Annotated in this window: 17 protein-coding genes and 1 tRNA gene; 6 read left to right on the forward strand and 12 right to left on the reverse strand. The window is 60.9% G+C overall.

Annotation, left to right across the window (positions count from 1 at the left end):
- Positions 1-4 precede the first annotated feature (4 nt).
- The 10 genes from BMZ46_RS20675 to BMZ46_RS20720 all read right to left on the reverse strand — a co-directional run bounded on the left by BMZ46_RS20675 (position 5) and on the right by BMZ46_RS20720 (position 10,956).
- Positions 5-634, reverse strand: coding sequence for a DNA repair protein (locus BMZ46_RS20675; RefSeq protein ID WP_074690893.1), 630 nt, complete (start codon positions 632-634; stop codon positions 5-7).
- 16 nt (positions 635-650) lie between these two features.
- A complete protein-coding gene (locus tag BMZ46_RS20680) occupies positions 651-2,348 on the reverse strand; it encodes a putative porin (RefSeq protein ID WP_074690892.1) in 1,698 nt (565 codons plus the stop codon).
- A 39-nt stretch (positions 2,349-2,387) separates the two neighbouring features.
- The gene (locus BMZ46_RS20685; RefSeq protein ID WP_074690891.1) at positions 2,388-3,092 is read right to left on the reverse strand and encodes an energy transducer TonB family protein; all 705 of its coding nucleotides are present in this window, start codon (positions 3,090-3,092) and stop codon (positions 2,388-2,390) included.
- A 3-nt stretch (positions 3,093-3,095) separates the two neighbouring features.
- Positions 3,096-3,521: an ExbD/TolR family protein gene (locus tag BMZ46_RS20690; protein WP_007955109.1), complete on the reverse strand. Its 426-nt coding sequence runs from the start codon at positions 3,519-3,521 to the stop codon at positions 3,096-3,098.
- Positions 3,522-3,532: 11 nt separating this feature from the next.
- Positions 3,533-5,332: a DUF2341 domain-containing protein gene (locus tag BMZ46_RS20695; RefSeq protein ID WP_074690890.1), complete on the reverse strand. Its 1,800-nt coding sequence runs from the start codon at positions 5,330-5,332 to the stop codon at positions 3,533-3,535.
- Positions 5,333-5,346: 14 nt separating this feature from the next.
- Positions 5,347-6,942 (reverse strand): ShlB/FhaC/HecB family hemolysin secretion/activation protein, encoded by a 1,596-nt coding sequence (locus BMZ46_RS20700; RefSeq protein WP_074690889.1) that lies wholly within the window; start codon positions 6,940-6,942, stop codon positions 5,347-5,349.
- 56 nt (positions 6,943-6,998) lie between these two features.
- Complete coding sequence (locus BMZ46_RS20705) at positions 6,999-7,625, reverse strand: transposase (RefSeq protein ID WP_074690888.1); 627 nt, start codon at positions 7,623-7,625, stop codon at positions 6,999-7,001.
- 289 nt (positions 7,626-7,914) lie between these two features.
- Positions 7,915-9,123 (reverse strand): DSD1 family PLP-dependent enzyme, encoded by a 1,209-nt coding sequence (locus tag BMZ46_RS20710; protein WP_166742319.1) that lies wholly within the window; start codon positions 9,121-9,123, stop codon positions 7,915-7,917.
- A gap of 74 nt (positions 9,124-9,197) precedes the next feature.
- Entirely contained in the window at positions 9,198-10,526 is a 1,329-nt protein-coding gene (locus tag BMZ46_RS20715; protein WP_166742320.1) for a D-arabinono-1,4-lactone oxidase, read from the reverse strand.
- A 76-nt stretch (positions 10,527-10,602) separates the two neighbouring features.
- Positions 10,603-10,956 carry a c-type cytochrome gene (locus tag BMZ46_RS20720; protein WP_039772345.1) on the reverse strand — a complete coding sequence of 118 codons (354 nt, stop codon included), beginning with the start codon at positions 10,954-10,956 and terminating at the stop codon, positions 10,603-10,605.
- A gap of 353 nt (positions 10,957-11,309) precedes the next feature.
- On the opposite strand from BMZ46_RS20720, the gene BMZ46_RS20725 reads away from it, so the two are divergent.
- From BMZ46_RS20725 to BMZ46_RS20735, 3 genes are all read left to right on the forward strand, one after another.
- On the forward strand, positions 11,310-12,935 hold the full coding sequence (locus tag BMZ46_RS20725) for an NADP-dependent glyceraldehyde-3-phosphate dehydrogenase (RefSeq protein WP_074690886.1): 1,626 nt from the start codon (positions 11,310-11,312) through the stop codon (positions 12,933-12,935).
- Positions 12,936-12,981: 46 nt separating this feature from the next.
- Positions 12,982-14,022: an FUSC family protein gene (locus BMZ46_RS20730; RefSeq protein ID WP_170844937.1), complete on the forward strand. Its 1,041-nt coding sequence runs from the start codon at positions 12,982-12,984 to the stop codon at positions 14,020-14,022.
- Between the two features lie 76 nt (positions 14,023-14,098).
- The gene (locus BMZ46_RS20735) at positions 14,099-15,991 is read left to right on the forward strand and encodes an acyltransferase family protein (RefSeq protein ID WP_074690884.1); all 1,893 of its coding nucleotides are present in this window, start codon (positions 14,099-14,101) and stop codon (positions 15,989-15,991) included.
- A 1-nt stretch (position 15,992) separates the two neighbouring features.
- Here the strand turns inward: BMZ46_RS20735 and BMZ46_RS20740 are convergent, their stop codons facing one another.
- Positions 15,993-16,886, reverse strand: a complete 894-nt coding sequence (locus tag BMZ46_RS20740; protein WP_074690883.1) for a DMT family transporter — start codon at positions 16,884-16,886, stop codon at positions 15,993-15,995.
- 138 nt (positions 16,887-17,024) lie between these two features.
- On the opposite strand from BMZ46_RS20740, the gene BMZ46_RS20745 reads away from it, so the two are divergent.
- Together BMZ46_RS20745 and BMZ46_RS20750 are read left to right on the forward strand one after the other, a co-directional pair.
- Entirely contained in the window at positions 17,025-17,462 is a 438-nt protein-coding gene (locus tag BMZ46_RS20745) for an Lrp/AsnC family transcriptional regulator (protein WP_064381847.1), read from the forward strand.
- A 40-nt stretch (positions 17,463-17,502) separates the two neighbouring features.
- Positions 17,503-17,829: a YceK/YidQ family lipoprotein gene (locus tag BMZ46_RS20750; protein WP_074690882.1), complete on the forward strand. Its 327-nt coding sequence runs from the start codon at positions 17,503-17,505 to the stop codon at positions 17,827-17,829.
- Between the two features lie 72 nt (positions 17,830-17,901).
- Here the strand turns inward: BMZ46_RS20750 and BMZ46_RS20755 are convergent, their stop codons facing one another.
- On the reverse strand, positions 17,902-18,573 hold the full coding sequence (locus tag BMZ46_RS20755; protein ID WP_007955123.1) for a Bax inhibitor-1/YccA family protein: 672 nt from the start codon (positions 18,571-18,573) through the stop codon (positions 17,902-17,904).
- Between the two features lie 122 nt (positions 18,574-18,695).
- Here BMZ46_RS20755 and BMZ46_RS20760 point away from each other — a divergent pair.
- Positions 18,696-18,783 (forward strand) — tRNA-Ser (locus tag BMZ46_RS20760).
- The last annotated feature ends 289 nt before the right edge of the window (positions 18,784-19,072 follow it).

Raw genomic sequence — 19,072 nt, forward strand, 5'->3', positions numbered from 1 at the left:
TTAATCAGTGCGCAATCGCGGCTTGCGGCGCATCGAATTGAGTCTTGTACAGTTCATCGCCAAAGCCCTGAGCCAGTTCATCGAACTTGACCCGGGCACTGCCGGCGAAGGGCTGGCGGATCTTCATCACCTCGGCCACATCGATGTTTTCGTAGGCGGTGAGAATCTGCTTGGCCACGCCGTACATCTGCTGATTCTTGACCGAACATTGCTGCACTTGTGTGTCACGTTCAGTCAATTGCGCTTGAAGCTTAGACCGTTCTGCCTCTTTGGCACGGGCCATGACCAACAACTCGTCATAGGCTTTCTTGAACTTGCCGGTCTGCTCGTTGCTGGCCGCGACTTGCGCCTGGGCCTGGCTGTGCAAGGCTTGCTGCTGCCCGGCCAGTTGCTCGGCGAGGCCTTTGGCCTTGGCCAGTTCGGCGGTCAATTGCTTGATTTGTGCCTGCGCAGCCTTGGCTTCGTTCTGCGCCGCCAGTTGCGCGGCGCTGGCCTGGGCCTGTTGGCTTTGCAGGGCTTGCAACTGCTGGGTGGTGCTGCGCAACTGGGTGCGCAGGCGTTCTTCCATGCCTTCGGCGCTCGCCCCGGTGGCGATCAACATCCCGAGCCCAAGCCATAAAAAGCGGATTTTCATATCCCTCTCCCGGCGCTTAGAAGCGCGTGTTGATCTCAAGCTGCATGACGTCGATGTCGAACGGCGCGCCATACACCGCCTCCGAACTCAGCCAGCGGCCGGTGGCGTAGACGTTCTTCGCCAGACCGTAATTGCCGCCCAGGAAGTAGCCCTTGGCGTTGGTGCCGCCGAGGTGGAACGACGAATCGTTGAAGCCGTCCGGCAAGGCATCCGGCTGGATGTACTTGTAGCCGGCGAACAGGTTCCAGTCGCCCTGCTTCTTCAGCTCCAGTGCGTTGCCGAGGGTGAACTGGACCATCCACGCATTGGCGCCGCTTTCGATGTTGCCGTTGCTGTCGAGGTTATTGACCAGTTGCCCGGCCGAGCGCTTGCGCATGTCGCCTTCGTCGTAGCCGAGGTTGTGGATGTAGTTGCCCTGGCTGCGCAGTTTGAAGTCTTCCGGCAGGTCGGCGTCCCACACCACGTTGAGGTCCAGCAGGTTGAATTCGGACGCCAGACCAACGAATTGAGGCTGCGGCGTAGTGCTCGGGTTGAGCGGGTTCGGCGTGATGTCACGCAGCAGGAACACGCTGTTGCCCTTCTGCATGAACGCCGCGCGGGTTCCGTCGCTGTCGCAGCCCGGTGCGCCGGCCCACGGTTCGCAAGGACTGGAGCGCTGGCCTTCGATGTCGTCGAAGCGGTAGTAGGCCAGCGCGCCTTTCAGGCGGTTGTTGCTGTTGATCGCCCATTTGGCGCCGATCTGCGCGCCGTACAGCCATTTGTTGTCGCTTTCTTCCTTGTCGAAGCCGTTGCTGGTGGTGGTGTCGTTGGTGTAGTCCACCGGGAACGCGCCGACGGTGCCGAATACGCCCCAGTCGCGGCTGAGCTTGTGGTCGAAAATCGCCGCCACGCCGTCGAAGTTCAGGTCGTTGGAGTACAGCATGTCGGTGGACATGAACGGGTTGGCGAAACGGCCACCGGTCAGCGTCAGCTCATCCGACGGCTTCCAGGTCAGGTAACCCTGATCGAGCCAGATGTCTTTTTTCGAGAAACCGCCGCCGAGGTTCTGGGTGGTCGACACCGGGTTGTTGTCCGAGCCGGTGCCGATGCGGATGCCGGCGGTCCATCGCGGCGAAATCTCCGCTTTCATGCCCAGTCGGGCGCGCAGGCGGAACAGGTTTTCGCGGTCTTCGCGGGTGTTGAGCAACGGGGGCAATGCGGTGCTGCTGTTGGGGTTCACGTCGTACGGGCCGTTGTTGTTGAGCTTGGCGAAGTCGACGATTTCGTTGCTGTTGCTGCCCGAGTAATAGCGCGATTCGTCACGCAGACGGATGTCGCCGTCGAAGCTGATGCGCGAAGCCCAGTCCGGGAAGGTGTTGGGCGCAGCCCAGTTTTCCTGCTTGGCGGTGGCCATGACCTCGGCCTTGACCTGATCGCGGATCTGGTCGCGCACCGCGGCCGGCACGTATTGCACCCGCACATCGCCAGGCGCTGCGACCGGCCCGGCGGCCACGGCAGTAGACGCCGCAGCCTGCTTGGCCTGGGCCGCTTCGTTCTGGGCCTGGGCGATCAGTGCGTCGGCCTTGTCCTGTTTCAGAATGCCCTGCTCGACCAGCAAGCGGATCAGATTGATCGTGGCGTTCTCCGAGGGCGCAGGCGCTGCCGCGGCCTGACCGACCAGGGTCGCGATGACCATGCCGACCGCCAGGGACAATCGATTCACGTTGGAAATCATCTGCACACAACTCCTTTTCATACAGCTTTATGAATTCGGTTAACCCGGACGCCGCCCTTGCAGGGACATGCGCACAGGCAAGGTGATGGAGGCCGGTGGCCGTTCGCTCAGGTGGGGCGCGTTACGCAAGGCGGCCAGCACCTGACTGTCAATCTCGGGGTTGCCGCTGGACTTGATGAGCTCGACCCGGGTGATCTCGCCGACGCTGCTCAGCCACACATCGGCCTGCAGCGAAAACGCCAGGTTGCGCAGGTCGGGGTTCTCGCGCAGCAGCTTCTGGAAGGTGAACGCCAGGAACTGGCTGTAGGTGCCGTTGCCCAGTCGCCCACCGCCGGAACCGGCCATGCCGCCGCCCTTGCCCGCGCCGATGTTGAAGGCGTCGCTGCCGCTCTGGGCGTCGCCGTCCATTTGCATCGGGTTGGCCAGGTCGTCCGCCGGCGATGGCGGTGCCTCTTCCTCGGGCTTGACCTCTTGCGGTTCGGGCGTTGGCTCGGGCTCGACGATTTTTTCTTCCACCGGGGTTTCCGGCTCCGGCGGTTTTTCCGGCGGCGGTGGTGGCGGTGGCGGCAACGGAATGATCGTCGGCACCTTCGGCGCTTCCCGGCGGATGCCGCTCATGTCGTTGGCCCACTGCCACAGCAGAAACGCCGCGACGGCGCCCAGCAGCAGCCCGGCGCCCCACTTCGCGTAGCGCAGTGGCGACTTCTTCACCGGCAAAGGCTCGATTGGCAGTTGTGCAGTCATCACTCAGCCCTGCGTCGGTTTGCCGGTAACGAGACCGACCTGGGACAGTTCGAGCCGGCGCAGCAGGTCCAGTACTTCGATGACCTTCTGGTATTGCACCGTGGCGTCGCCGCGCACGATCACCGGGAAGTCCGGGTTCTGCGCTTTTTCGATGCGCAGGCGTTCTTCCAGCTCCGGCAAGGTCACCGGGTAGGCGTCGAGGAACACCTGGCCGCCGTCGTTGACCGAAATCGCCTTGGTCTTGGCTTCGGACAACGACACCGCGGCGCTGGCCTTGGGCAGGTTGATCTGGATCCCGGAGACCTGCGCGGTGGCGGTGAGGATGAACATCACCAGCACCACCATCAGCACGTCCACCAGGGGCGTGATGTTGATGCTGTCCACTGCGGCATCTTCGTCATCGTCGTGGGAGGCATTTACGGACGCCATGTCTGTGCTCCTCAGGCCGGTACGGAGTGGTTGGCGTGATGACCGCGCTGATGCGCCGCTTCACTGGACTGGCCTTCGCCGTGCATCTCCGCCAGACGGGTGATGAACTCGTCGACGAACACGCGCATGTCAGCGCTGACTTCCTTGTTGCGGGTGATCAGGCGGTTGTAGCCAAACAGCGCCGGAATCGCGACGAACAGGCCCATGGCAGTAGCGAGCAACGCAGCCGCCATACCCGGCGCGATAGCGTTGATGTTGACGTCGCCGGCCATGGCCGTGCCGAGGAACACCACCATGATCCCCAGCACGGTGCCGAGCAGGCCGATGTACGGGCCGCCGGCGATGGCGTTGGACAGGGTCGAAAGTTTCGAACTCAGCTGCTGGTTTTCCCGGGTGCGCACGCCGTCCATGGAGCAGCGGATCGCTTCGATGGTCGCCGCCGAAACCGACGAGGTATCGGCGCCCTGCTCGCGGCGGGTGCGGATCTCTTTCACCGCCACCAGATACAGGCGCCACAGCGACGAGTGCTGCAAACGCTGGGCGAGTTGGGTGTCGTCGGCGAACATTTCCAGGCGAGTACCGACCTTGGCGAATTGCACGCGGAAGTCTTCGTTGGCAGCAGTGACGTGGCTCAGGGTGCGGTTCTTGCGCAGCATGATGATCCACGACTGGAACATCATCAGCACCAGCACCGCGATGATCACCCAAGCGTCCACCGGCACCGCGTTGAGCAGGAAGCCGAGGCTGCCGAAACCGAAACCGGACTGTTCTTCATCAACGCCATAGGCGACCAGTTTCGACTCGGCGCCTTGCGAAGTGGCGTCGGCCAGCAACAGCGGTGCCGGACGGGCGACTTTCGACAGGCGCAGTTCATCAATGGCGCCCACGAATGGCTGGAACGCGCTCGGGGAAAGATCAGCACCAATGGCCATGACCGAGTTGAACGCCGGCATCGCCTGAGCCAATGCCGCACTTTCGCGACCGTTGATGTACAGCGTCACTTTGGCGCCTTCAGCGGTCAGTGCGACGTGCTGCCATTGGCCCGGATTCAGTGGCTGCGTGGCCACGGCGCGCTGGCCGTCGATGTCCACGAACGGCACGCCCTGATTCACACCAACCAGCAGGCTGTTGGCGCCTTCGCGGCGGGCCAGAATCAGTTGCTCGCCATTGGCCTGATCCAGACGCAGCCAGGCACTGAAGGTGAACGCGCTGCCGGCGTTGTGCTGCAACGACGGACTGGCCGGTAACAGCAACGGCTGGCCGCTGAACTGCAAGGCCCGCCCTACTACGCCGTCAATGCTTGCGCCGGTCGCGCTCTGCGCGGTGTTGCCGTAAGCAGTGGTGTCTTTCGCCGGAGTGCCGGTGGCGCCGTCGAAGTGATAGAGCGCGGTGTAATTCGGATCGAACGTCAGTTGTCCGTTGCCGGTCGCCGGGGCTTTCTGATTGCCGTAATACATCCAGATGTCCTGACGCTGACCGCCCTCGACATTCGGCACATCGACCCAGATCAGCGCCATGCCCATCAGCGCGTCGAAGCTTTCGATCTGGTGGTTGAGCACGGTCTTGTCATCGGCGGCGACGAAGCGCAGGTCCGAGCCGTCCTCTTTAACGCCGTCGAAGGTGAAGTTGCCGGTGTGCAGGCGCACCAGCAGCGCGGTGCGGCCCAGGGCCTGATTGATCGCGGCGCCTTGCGGCGTGGTGTCGACGGCGATCTGTTTGCGGTAATGCCAGTCGTCCTGCCACCAGGCCTGAGCCGTGGCCGGGAGCACGAAGCCCAGGCAGATGAACAACGAAAGGAAAAGGCGCTGCATGAAAAGTGCTCCTGTTAGAAAGTGGCCTGAAGGTTGAAGTGCAGGCGCGATTCCTGTTTCGAGGTGTTCGGCCCTTCGAGTAGCGGGTAGCCCCAGTCGAGGCTGCCGGACAGCCATTTGCTCAGGCTGGCGCGGGTGCCGAGGCCGACGCTGGCCAGGGCGTAATTGGCGTCCTGATCCGGCAGTTCGTCGCGCAGGTAGAGTTGCGCGCCCTCGGCGAAGGCGTAGAAGCGCCAGTCCTGCATCCAGCCGCCGACGTACTTGGCCAGCGACGGTGTGCGCAGTTCTTCGCTCAGCAGGAAGCCGTCATCGGCGGTGCGTTCGGCGGCCAGATAACCGCGCACCGAAGTGGCGCCGCCGGCGGAGAATTGCTCGTTGGAAACCAGCGGTCCCGATGCCAGCTGGAACGCGGCTTTGCTTGCGCTCTGCCAGTCGCTGTCGAAGGTCCAGGTGAAGTTGGTATCGCCCTTGAGCACGGCGAAACTCGGGTTGGCGCGGTAGCGTTTGTAGTCGAAGTCTTCGTCGGAACTGCCGTAGCCGAAGATGCTGCGGGTGGCGGCGACCAGGCTCAGGCCGAGGCCGAGCTGGCTCTTTTCGCTGTAGCGATAGCCGTTGTAGGCGAAGGTGAACGGCGCGTATTTAAGCGGCACCTTGTCGCTCTCGCCGGACAGGGTCAGGCGTTCATCGAAGTCCTTGAAGTCGATACCGGCCGACAGCGAGTTCGACCAGTTGCCGCTGGACGGGATCGTGTAGATCGCCGCTACGCCGTAGGAATGGCCCTTGCCGAGCACGTTGCTGCCGCCGATGGTGGCGACGTTGCTGTCGGACTGGTAACCGGAGAACTGCACGCTCCAGCGCTCGGTCAGCGGCGCGGTGTAGGAGCCGGACCAGACCTTGGCATTATCGGTTTCCTGTGGCGCGGTGAAGAACGTCAGGTTGACGCTGTGTCCCAACTGCCAAAGGTTGTTGTAGCCGAGGCTGGTGACGGTCCGCAGTTTTTCGGTGTCGGCGCTGTAGTCGTTGTTCAGGCCGACGCTGGCGGTCCACGGGTTCTGGTCTTCGACCTGCAAGTCCACGTCCATGGTGCCGGGACGCTGACCTTCGCGCACCAGCGGCATCACCTGCCGGCCCGGGGTCTTGTTGAGTTGCGCCAGTTCGCCCTGGACCTTGGCGAAGTCCGGCACCTCGCCTTCCTTCAGCGCCGGGACGTTGTCGCGGATATCCAGCGGCGAATAGTGTTTGGCGCCGACCACCCGCACCCGGCCGACCTTGGTTTCGCTGACTTGCAGGTAGACGATGCCGTCGGCCACCGCCTGCTCGGGCAGTTCGACGAACACCGATTGATAACCGCGCTCCTGATAGGCCTTCTGCAGGGCATCCCGCGCGCCTTCGATGTCGCTCAAGGCTTTTTGCGGGCCGAGGAACGGGTACACCGCTTCTTCGATCGCCCGCGCATCGAGCACGGTGTTGCCGCGCACGAAGTATTCGTTGACGTCCACCAGACGCTGCGCCGCTGCGTTTTCGGCCCCCTCGGCGAACGCCGGCTGCGCACCGGCCGTCACCAGCAGCCAGCCCCACAGCGCCAGCCGTGACGTGAAAATCTGATCCACACTACCCCCTGAAAATTCGCGATGACCTGTTGGCGCTTTTGCGCCTTGCGTGTGCGTCAGTTACTGGCGTTCTTGATTGCTGAAGTGCAGGCCCCGGTGTGCTTGCCCAGCCAGGTGTGCAGCAGCGCGAAGTTCAAGGAGAACTCGGGCATTTGCAGCAGCGCGCCGCAGAACACTTCACCGATGATTTTCTGGATGAGCTGCACCGCACGCGGCTCGTTGAGCAGCGTGGCGATGTCGCGACTGAGGACGTTGAAGCTCCAGACTTTCTGGTTCAGGCCCAGGCCGACGAACCAGCGGAACAGCAGGTTGTAATTGAGCTGTTCGTAGAGCTGCTGCTCGCTGGGCACCGAATACAGCAGTTGCAGGAGCAGGATGTGCATGACCGTCTGCGGGGCGATCAGCATGCCGGGTTGGGCATTGAGGTCGTGCAGGAGGTCGCGGTGGGCGTCGAGCAAATCGTCGATCTGCGGGCGCAGTAGCACCAGCGAATGCCCCGGCGGAATGTAGCTGGAAACCTCTTTCAAGGCGCCCTGCCAGTCATCCTGCGACACGATCCAGACCCACGGCGCGCCGTAGCGATACACCGAAACCGGCTTCTTGCGCGCGGCCTCGACGATCTTCGACAGGCGTTGATCGAGTTCCTGCATGCCCACTTTCGAGTAGCGTTCCATAGTCCCCATTGCCTCACTCCCGGCGTCCCGCCTCGGCTTGTGAAAAGCGCCCCTCAGGGCCCCTCAAGCGCGTTACATAGGCATGACCGGACTGGCGATGTGCTACCGAACTTTTGTCATAAAAGCTTCATTACAGAAATTGATCGGGATTTGGCAGACAACACAAAACCCTGTGGGAGCGAGCCTGCTCGCGAATGCGGTGTGCCAGTCAAATAGATGCTGACTGAAAGGACGCCTTCGTCGGAACGCCGCCCGGAACAAGCTCGCTCCCACAGGGGGGATTTGTGGTGGTTTTGAGTCAGGTGTAGACCGGCCAGATGTCGACGATCTTACCGCCACGCACCGCCAGCAAGTCGCCGAATTGCAATAACACCGCCTCGGTCTGGGTCGGCCGCAGAAAGACTTGATCCTCCACCGTCAGGCCAACGGCATTCGAACCATTGACCATCTCCTGATTCGAGCTACGCCCATAAACGCCATTGCTCTGCAATCCGGGCGGTGATTCGAACTCGGCCATCCAGTTGCCGCCGTAGATGAAAAAGGTCTGCCGCTGGTTGGTGTCCCACCACGAAAACAGCCTCGACTTGTCATCCAGCGCCGGGATGTTCACCGGCCCCGTGCTTTTCAGCACCGGGGTGGAGATGTACGTGGCGGGCTCATGTTCAACCAGCGACGGCAGATCGTAATGCGTCGGCTTGAGCATCGCCGTCCCAACCGACACCTCACTACTCAGGCTCTCGTTTTCATGCATGCGATAACTCGGGCTGCCGGCGGTGTTCAAGCACAAGCCGTCATGCCACAGCGCGGGATATTGCTGCCGGGTGAAGTCGACGCAGCGCTGATAAATCACCATCACCTTGGCGAACAGTTCCTCGGGCGAACCGAGAATCCCCGGCACGCCCATACCCACGAACGGGTCGTAGCCCATGAACCCGGCGAACTCCAGATGCTGCGGGTTGGCGGCGATCAGCGCGAGCATCTGCCCGAGCACGTTCACGTCACTGACGCCGCCCCGGTGCAGGCCGACGTCGAGCTCGATATTGATCCGCATCCGCGTGCCCAATCCCTGGGCCAGCGCGAGGTATTGCTGCAAGCGTTCGGGGTTGTCGATCAGCCATTGCAGTTGCTTCGTCGGGTCGAACGGACCTTTGTGGGTTTGATAGAACAGCTCGGCAGAACGCACCGGCAACGGCTTGCCGAGCAGGATGTCGGACTGCGGGAACGTCACCGCATCGTGATTGAGAAACGGCTGATGAAACGACATCAGCCGCTGCGTCCCCGCCCGTTGGCCGATGTAGCTGAGCAACCCCGGTGACGGCAGGGATTTCTCCACCAGCCGCAACTGCTTGCCCGCGCGTTTGACCGAGCGCATCACCACGTCGATGTTGTGATCGAGGCGATCCAGATCGATCAGCAACACCGGGCGCATCGGGCCTTTGGTCTTGAGTTCGTTGTTCAGCGCTCGGAAATAGTCGCTGTAAGGCCCGCCGCGATCCCCCGGCCGCAGCCACGCCCCCACGCCCACAAGCAGGGCACCGACACCCAAAGTCCCGAGCACGAAATTACGTCGATTGACCGCCATCAGCTCACCCCCAGAATCGACGACAGATGCCCGTTGAGAAACTTGCCGCTCGGGTCCAGCGCCTGGCGTACCTGAATGAATTCCTGCCAACGCGGATAGAGCGTTTGCAACGTGCGGGCATTCAGCGTGTGCAACTTGCCCCAGTGCGGGCGGCCGTTGTATTTCCAGAAGATCGGCTCGACGGCGGCAAAGAAGTTGTGATGGTCCATCTGGTAGTGCTGGTGGACCGAGATCGAACAGCTGTCGCGGCCTTCGAACATGCTCAACGGAATGTCGTCGGCCTTGACGTAGCGGTACTCGATGGGAAACCAGGTGCGCAGGTCCTTGTCGCGGATCAGCTTGAGAATCTCGCGCAGGCAGGCCGGGCCGTGTTCGGCGGGCACCGAATACTCCATTTCGTTGAAGCGCACGGTGCGCACGTTGGCGTAGATGTCGAACGAGTCGCCGACCCGATCATCGAAACTCGCCAGATGACGCAGGCTGTTGAGCAGCGAACTGCGCAGGTTCGGGAAATCGCTGCCGTACTTGTCTATTTTCTCGATCAACGTCACGAACTCGTTGCCGCCCCCCTCTTCGGGCGGGATCGGTGGCGTAGGCGGGTCGGTGGTTTCGTTGAGGGCGATCGACAGGGCGTAGTCGGAATGGGTGACGACGAGCATTTCCCAGTGCTGGTTTTCGCTTGTGTTCTTGTCCAGGTCTTCCAGCAGTTCTTCGGTTTTGGCGATCCACTGGCGCTCCCGCAGGCGATAGGCCGGACGGTTTTGCAGACGGATTCTGGTGGCCACGCCCAACGCGCCGAGGGATACCCGGGCGGCGTTGAATACTTCCGGATGTCGCTGGCTGTCGCAGTCCAGCACTTCGCCGCTGGCAGTCACCAGTTGCATCCCGCAGACGTGGGCGGAATAGGACTGGAAGGTTTTGCCGGTGCCGTGGGTCGAGGTGGAAATGGCCCCGGCGAGGGTCTGGTAATCGATATCGGCCATGTTCTGCAGGGCCTGGCCGATGTCCTTGAGCGGCGTGCCCATGCGCGACATCGGCGTGCCGGCAGCGAATTCGGCTTGCAGGGTTTTCGGGTCGTGGTCGAGCAGACCGTTGAAGTAGCTCAAGGACAGCAACGTGCCGTCGGTGGGTACCAGCGCGCTGAAGGAATGCGCCGAACCGACCGGGCGAATCTTGCCCGGTGCCTGCTGAATGACCGTCGTCAGCTCATCGAGATTCTTCGGCGCCACCCGCGCCGCCGGCAGGCAACTCTGCCCGCCCGACCAGTTGCGCCAGGGAATCAGCCGCGGCGCGCGCATCAACTGGCCCAGCGCCGGATTGGAAGCCAGCGCGCTGAACGCGCCGACGATGCTTGCCCGTTGCAACAACTGCCGGCGTGTCAGATCTATCGGCATGCCAGGATCCTTATTGTGGGAGCGGCTGGTCGGCCATGAAGCCGATCAACTGAAGGAATTGGTCTTCCGAGCACTCGACGCACTGGCCCATCGGCGGCATGCCGTTGTAGCCGTTGATGGCGTGGTCGAGCAGCGTGTCGGCGCCCTGCTGGATGCGCGGTTCCCAGGCCTTGCGGTCACCGGTCAGCGGCGCATTGGCGGCGGGGTTGGCGTGGCAGAGCTGGCAGCTGTTGGCGTAGATCTGCGCCAGCGCCGGGTCTTTGGGAATGGTGTTGTTGGTGCTGGCCGGGGGTTTGGGGTCTTCGCCGCAGCCAGGCAGCGTCATGGCCAACGCCAGTAATAATGTGAGTCGGATTGCCCGCATAACGGCCTCGCTTATTGTTGTGGTCACACCTTAAGGCAGGCGGGTCGGCGGGTTGAGGGCATTGCGGGACATTGAGGGGGGCAAACGGGGCCAGCCCATTACCTGAAGACGATCGTTCCCAGGCTCCGCGTGGGAATGCAGCCCTGGACGCTCTGCGTCCGCTTGGAACGCGGAGCGCCCCTTGAGGCATTTCCACGCAGAGCGTGGGAACGATCATGTGTGGATGCCCGCTCTGCTGTGCGGTTTCGCGTGACATTCGCGTGACATTTGCGGGTTTAAATTTCCGCGCATTCAGGCGTATAACCTGTTGAGACTTTTTGATCTGCATGCGGACATCAACACGGGGTAGCGACATGACCACAGCAAACATCCTTGGCAATCTGTTCCCTTCTGTCAGCGACATCCCGGAAAAATACCGCCTCGACGGTCAGGTCGAGCAACGCGAATACCTGGTCGATGGCGAGTTGCGCCGCTGGGACGGCCCGCTCGCCACCGTGCGCAGCCCGGTCTATCTGCATGGCGACAACGGCGATGAACAAGTGATCCTCGGCAGCACGCCGCTGCTGGACGCCGACACCGCCCTCACCGCCCTCGACGCTGCCGTGCGTGCCTACGACCGGGGCCAGGGCCTGTGGCCGACCATGCGCGTGGCCGAGCGCATCCAGCACGTCGAAGCTTTCCTCGGGCGCATGCGCCAGCAGCGCGACGCCGTGGTGAAACTGCTGATGTGGGAAATCGGCAAGAACCTCAAGGACTCGGAAAAAGAGTTCGACCGCACCTGCGACTACATCGTCGACACCATCAATGCGCTGAAAGAACTCGACCGCCGGTCAAGCCGTTTTGAGCTGGAGCAGGATACCCTCGGCCAGATCCGCCGCGTCCCGCTCGGCGTGGCGCTGTGCATGGGCCCTTACAACTATCCGCTGAACGAGACGTTCACCACGCTGATCCCGGCGCTGATCATGGGCAACACCGTGGTGTTCAAACCGGCCAAGCTCGGCGTGCTGCTGATCCGTCCTTTGCTTGAAGCTTTCCGCGACAGTTTCCCGACCGGCGTGATCAACGTGATCTACGGCAGCGGCCGCGAGACCGTCAGTGCGCTGATGGCCAGCGGCAAGATCGACATCTTCGCCTTCATCGGCACCAACAAGGCCGCCAGCGACCTGAAAAAACTGCACCCGAAACCACACCGTTTGCGTGCCGCGCTGGGGCTGGATGCGAAGAACCCCGGTATCGTCCTGCCCGAGGTGGATCTGGACAACGCGGTCAGCGAAGCGGTCACCGGTTCGCTGTCGTTCAACGGCCAGCGCTGCACCGCGCTGAAGATTCTGTTCGTGCATGAAGATGTGGTCGACAGCTTCATCGAGAAATTCAACGCCAAACTGGCCAGCCTCAAACCAGGCATGCCGTGGGATAGCGGGGTTTCGCTGACGCCGCTGCCGGAGTCGGGCAAGGTCGATTATCTGCACGGGCTGGTGGCCGACGCGCAGAGCAAAGGCGCCCAGGTGGTCAACCCGAATGGAGGCGAGTCGCGGGAATCGTTCTTCTATCCGGCGGTGCTGTACCCGGTGACGCCGCAGATGCGCGTTTATCAGGAAGAGCAGTTCGGCCCGGTCGTGCCGATTGTGCCGTACCGTCACCTCGATACCGTGATCGACTATGTGCTGGAGTCGGACTTCGGCCAGCAATTGAGCATCTTCGGCACCAATCCGGTCGCCGTCGGCCGCTTGGTCGATACCTTCGCCAACCAGGTCGGGCGGATCAACCTCAACGCCCAGTGCCAGCGCGGCCCGGACACTTACCCGTTCAACGGGCGCAAGAACTCCGCCGAGGGCACGCTGTCGGTACACGATGCGCTGCGGGTGTTTTCGATCCGTACGCTGGTGGCGACCAAGTTCCAGGAACCCAACAAGGATCTGATCAGCGAGATCATTCGCGGGCGCGATTCGAACTTCATCGCCACCGACTACATCTTCTGAGGAGGAATCAGCGCTGAGCACTTTCAGCCCCCACCGTTGGCCGCCGCTGTTGCGGCGGATCCTGCGGCCATTGCTCGACCCGTATCGACGTTATCGCCATGCACGAACGATTCACGCGGTGCGGGTCGCGCTGGGATTGCTGGCGACGATCCTGCTGACCACCGGCATCAACCTGCCCCACGGCGAGTGGGCGTCGGTGACCATGCTGGTGGTGATCGGCGGCTTGCAGCACCACGGCAACATCGGCAAGAAAGCCGCCGAACGCGCCATCGGGACCTTGATCGGTGCTGGCGTCGGTTTGTTGATAGTGGCGCAACAGGCGTGGCTGGGAATGCCGTGGCTGACCTATTTTGCGATGGCGGTGGTGTGCGGATTCTTCTCGTATCACGCCATCGGCAAGGGCGGCTACACCGCCCTGCTCTCGGCCATCACCGTATTCATCGTCGCCGGGCATGGCGACAACCCGATCACTGACGGGCTGTGGCGCGGGGTCGATATCCTGATCGGCATCGCCCTGGCCCTGGCCTTTTCCTTCGCCCTGCCGCTGTACGCGGTGTACTCGTGGCGCTACAACCTGGCCGATGCGCTGCGCGATTGCGCCACGGTGTACGGACGGATCATCGGCGGCCAACCGGTGACCGCCGACGAACACTTGAAGTTGATGAACCGACTGAATGCGGTGATGGTGCAACTGCGTTCGCTGATGCCGTCGGTGTCCAAGGAAGTCAAAGTGTCGATGACCGAACTGGACGCGATCCAGCGCAACCTGCGCATGTGCATCAGCACTCTGGAAATCCTCGGCAACATCCGCCCGGACGCCAACGACCCCGACGCCATGACGCACCTGCAAGCGGCGCTCAAGGCCGAACACCGGCACATTCGCGTGCAATTGATCGGCATGGCCCGGGCGTTGAAAACCGGTGCGTCCGGTCGATTGGGGCGTCCGGTGGAGTTGCCGGACGCCAGCCTCGATACGCCTGTCTACAGCCCGCTGGACGGCTACCGTTTGTTGACCCGGCAACTGGCGGCCAACATCGGCGAGATGCGCCAGCGTCTGGCGAAGACTGCGCCGCGCTGGAACATCTGATAGCCATTTTTCGATGTAACAAACTCGACATCCTCTCTACAATGCGCCCCCACAACGGACGTGGATGGATGCCTCAATGCAATTCAGGACGAATATCAATGCCCTGCGGGCGCTCGCCGTGCTATCGGTGGTGCTCTATCACTTCGCTATTCAGGGATTCGGCGGCGGATTTGCGGGCGTAGACGTGTTCTTCGTCATTTCCGGCTTCCTGATGACCGGCATCATCTTCACCGGTCTGGAACGGCAGCGCTTTTCGCTACTGGGGTTTTACGCTTCGAGAGCCCGGCGCATCATCCCGGCGTTGTTGGTGGTGTGTATTGCCCTGCTGCTGTTCGGTTTCGTCTTTCTGCCGCTGGATGACTTTCGCGACGTCATCAGAACGATCAAAAGCAGCCTGCTGTTCAGTTCCAACTTCTTGTTCGCCAAGGGTGGCAGTTACTTCGACGCGCCGCTGCACGAGAACTGGTTGTTGCACACCTGGTCGCTGTCAGTCGAATGGCAGTTCTACATGCTGTATCCCTTGCTGCTGATGGCGCTTTACAAGTGCCTGGGCGCACAAAAGACCCGCTGCAGCTTGTTGATACTGGCTGCTGCGTCTTTTGCCGCCTCGACTGTCATCACACGCTCGGATCCGGTGTTTGCCTTCTACATGCTGCCGACCCGAGCCTGGGAATTGATTGCCGGCGGACTGGTGTATCTCTTTCCTTTGCACCTGAGCAAGCGCCACGGATCTATTGCTGAAGGCGTGGGGCTGCTGGCCATCTTGGGTAGTGTGTTGTGTTTTTCGGAACAGGACCTTTGGCCGGGTTACCTGGCACTCTTGCCGGTTCTGGGCACGGTACTGGTGATCTACGGTAATACCCGATCGGTCTTCAGCACGTTCAAGCCACTGCAATTGACCGGCACCATTTCCTACTCGGTTTATCTGTGGCACTGGCCGCTGGTGGTTCTTCTCTACACTTGCGGCCTGCTCGATAGCTGGCCACATGTCTGGGGCGCAGTAGCGCTGTCATTTGTTCTGGGTGCCGGGTCGTATTACCTGGTGGAATCCAGGGTCAAGCCGATGACGTCGGTACGCGGTACGCTCTTCAGGTTTGCATCGTGGGTGATCGCAATGGTTGTCGTGTCCGCCGCGACGGCGTCGCTGGTCAAGGAACACCCGACACTTCGCTTTGCCTTTGTCGACCTCGGGCAGCCCGAGTACACCAGCAAACTCTATACCCAGGAATGTAATCCGAATGCGTACGGCGCCGCTGATTGCAAACTGGGTAACGGCGAGGTGTCAGTCATTCTGTTTGGCGACAGTCATGCGCAATCGACCGCCGCCGCTGTGCAGATGGATAATCCGCAAGCAGCTTTGTCGTGGTCCCTGGGCGGTTGTCCGACATTGCAGAACTTCCAGATGCACGACAAAACACTCGAGCGTCAATGTCAGGCGTTCAATCGTGAAAAGCTGAAAATACTGAAGCACTCGTATGCGGCGATTCCCGTTGTGCTCTTCAGCAGAGCGGCGCTGTATGCCGATCCGAGCCGCAACAACAGCTATCGGATTCGTTTTCCCGACCAGCAGCAAAAGTCTTTCAGTGAGGCCTACGTTGATGAATACGCTAACACCGTGTGCGCCATCGCCGAAAAACATCCGGTTTACATCGTCAAACCAATCCCGGAGATGCCGTTCAGCGTCTATAAAGGCCTGAATCTGCATCAACGCATCTTTGGTGATACAGCCGATATTTCCATCCCGTTGCAGGATTACGAGCAACGCAACCGAATCGCCAACGATGCCATTGAAACTGTGGCGAAACGGTGCAATGCACAGGTGCTGGACCCGACCCCGCTGCTTTGTCCGGACGGTAACTGCATGGGGTCAAAGCAAGGTGTGCCACTTTATTTCGACGACAACCATCTGGTCGATGCCGGCAATCAACAACTGAAAGGATTATTCAAATCGGCAATCAAGGAGATCTGACTCACTGGGCCGCCAGACGGCGTGATTTCAAACCCCACCCCTGTTGCATGCCGGCCGCGGCCAGCAGAATGGCTGCCACGCCGATCCATTGCAGGGTTTGCAGTTGATGGCCAAAGGCAAACCAGTCGACGAAAATCGCCGCGATCGGGTAGATGAACGACAGCGCGCCGGTCAATGCGGTTGGCAGTTTTTGGATCGCGCCATAAAGCAGCACGTACATCAGACCGGTGTGGACAATGCCCAGCGTCACCAGGCTGGCCCAGGCACTCGGGGCCTCGGGCATCGCTGAAAAATGCGCGAACGGCGCGAGCAGCAACACCCCGGTGCAGACCTGGATCAGCGCAATCAGGTGCGGCGGCGTGCCGGTCAGGCGCTTGATGATCAATGCGGCGATGGCGTACAGAAACGCCGCCCCCAATGCCAGCGCGATCCCCATCAGGTAATCATTGCCACCCTCGCCCTGCCCCCCATGGGCACTGACAATGGCCAGCATTCCCATAAATGAAATCGCCAGCCAGAACAGCTTCTGAAGGGTGATCTTCTCGCCCAGAAACAATGCCGCCAAACCCACCAGCATGAACGGCTGGACGTTGTACACCGCCGTGCCGATGGCAATCGAGGCCCGTGAATACGAGGCGAACAACAGCACCCAGTTGCCGACGATTGCCATTCCGCTGAGCACCGCCAGCAGGAAGGTGGTGCGGGTCAGGATGCCTGGGCGCAGAAAGCCGAATGCGGCGCAGATCAGCAGCAAGGTCCCGGAGCCGAACACGCAGCGCCAGAACACCACGTCCAGCACCGGTTGCCCCGACACCAGCACGAACCAGCCGATCGTCCCGGATATCAGCATGGCGGCAGTCATTTCAAATGAGCCGCGACGGATTGTTTTGTCCATCATCAATCTCCTTAATGTGTGGCAAAAGTATGCCAAGCGTGGCCGGGGCTTCTCCAGCGCAAAAAGCAGGCTAAACTCGATTTCTGCCTTTTTTATCGAGGGTGGTTTGCATCATTCGCCTAATGCGGGAGTTTTTTTATGACCGACGATATCGACCAGATCCTGATCGGGGCCTTGATGGAGGATTCGCGGCGCTCGCTCAAGGCGCTGGCGCAGATCAGCGGGTTGTCCTCGCCCAGCGTGGCCGAACGCCTGCGGCGTCTGGAGGAGCGCGGTGTGCTTAAGGGTTACACCGTAGAGATTGACCCGAAGTGCTTCGGTTATCAGTTGCAGGCGATTGTCCGGGTGCGGCCATTGCCGGGGCAGTTGCAGGAGGTCGAGCGGCAGATCCTGTCGATTCCCGAGTTCACCGAATGTGACAAGGTCACCGGAGAAGACTGTTTTATCGCGCGCCTGCATGTGCGCTCGATGGAGCAGCTGGACACCCTGCTTGATCGGTTGAACACGCTGGCGGAAACCAATACCGCGATCGTCAAGAAGACCCCGGTGAAACGTCGGTTGCCGCCGATGGCGTGAGCGGCGTAGATTGTGTTTTTTCCGGCGAAGGATTGGCGGTATGAAAATTCAGGCATTGATGCTGGCGATGTTGATGCTGGCCGGGTGCGGGACGGTGCAGACCGTGGCGTTCAGCGATAAGTCTTCCACCGACCAGTTGAAGACTAAAAAATCCTACTGCGGCGCTGTACCGCGCATCTACAGCGGCGTGACGTACGATTTCTGCATGCTGCACGCCGAAAAGCCGGATGACGTTGATGCGTTCAACTACAAGAACGCGACGCCGGGTTTGATGGTCGATGCGGCCGTGTCGGGAGTGCTCGATACGTTGCTGCTGCCCTACACGATTTACAAGCAACAGGCCGATGGCAGCATCGTGATCAATTGATCGCCCGCTCTCTTTTTCGCAGGCAACAAAAAACCCGCTTTCGCGGGTTTTCTGTTTATAGCGGTGCAGCGATCAGTCGTCGCGGCTCATGATGCCGAAGATCTGCAACAGGCTGACGAACAGGTTGTAGATCGATACATACAGGCTGATGGTCGCCATGATGTAGTTGCGCTCGCCGCCGTGGATGATGGCGCTGGTCTGGAACAGGATGCAGACCGACGAGAACAGCACGAAACCTGCGCTGATCGCCAGTTGCAGGCCGCTGATCTGAAAGAACATGCTCGCCAGCGTTGCGCCCAGCAGGACGAAGAAACCGGCGGTGATGAAGCCACCGAGGAAGCTCATGTCCTTGCGGGTGATCAGCACGTAGGCCGACAGACCACCGAACACCAGCGCAGTCATCGCGAACGCGGAGCTGACCACTTCAGCGCCGCCCTGCATGCCCAGGTAACGATTGAGGATCGGGCCGAGCAGGAAACCCATGAAACCGGTCAGGGCAAATGCCGACACCAGGCCCCAGGCGGAATCACGAAGCTTGTTGGTGAGGAAGAACAGCCCGTAGAAACCGATCAGCACCACGAAAATATTCGGGTAGCCGACCCGCATCTGCTGGGCCACGAACGCCATCACACCGCTGAATGCGAGGGTGAGCGCCAGTAGACCGTAAGTGTTGCGCAGGACGCGGCTAACCTCTAGCTGCTCAGCCTGCACGCTGTTGTGAACTGCGTAATCCTGTTCGCGCATGGCGACACTCCTGTTGGTTTGAAACGTTCAGTCGCAAAGATCATAACAGACGCTCTGTAACAAGCCATGCACAGAGTTTGACAGTGTGTTTCATTCAGGTATTATGGCGCCCGCAACGCAACGGAGGTGTGGCCGAGTGGTTTAAGGCAACGGTCTTGAAAACCGTCGACTGTAACAGGTCCATGAGTTCGAATCCCATCGCCTCCGCCATATTTGATACGACAAAGCCCTGATTATTCAGGGCTTTGTCGTTTCTGGCATCCGGAAATTTTACTCCTCTCCCTCAGGAGGGTTTGCGCATCTTTTCGGTCATTTCCGCCCCCCTGCTCTTCCGACACGGCTGCGCGCGCCCCCAAAAAAATTTAGTTCCTCCACCTCGCAACTGAGGGAGGCAGCTGTCTTCAACATGCGGTTTTCAGTCAAAAGCCGACAGTCCCGAAATCAAGCGTTCTGACGTCCGAAACCTGACAATTGTGTTCGGAATGTAGAAAAGTCTTTC

The sequence above is a fragment of the Pseudomonas sp. NFIX49 genome (assembly GCF_900115915.1).
GTDB lineage: Bacteria > Pseudomonadota > Gammaproteobacteria > Pseudomonadales > Pseudomonadaceae > Aquipseudomonas > Aquipseudomonas pharyngis.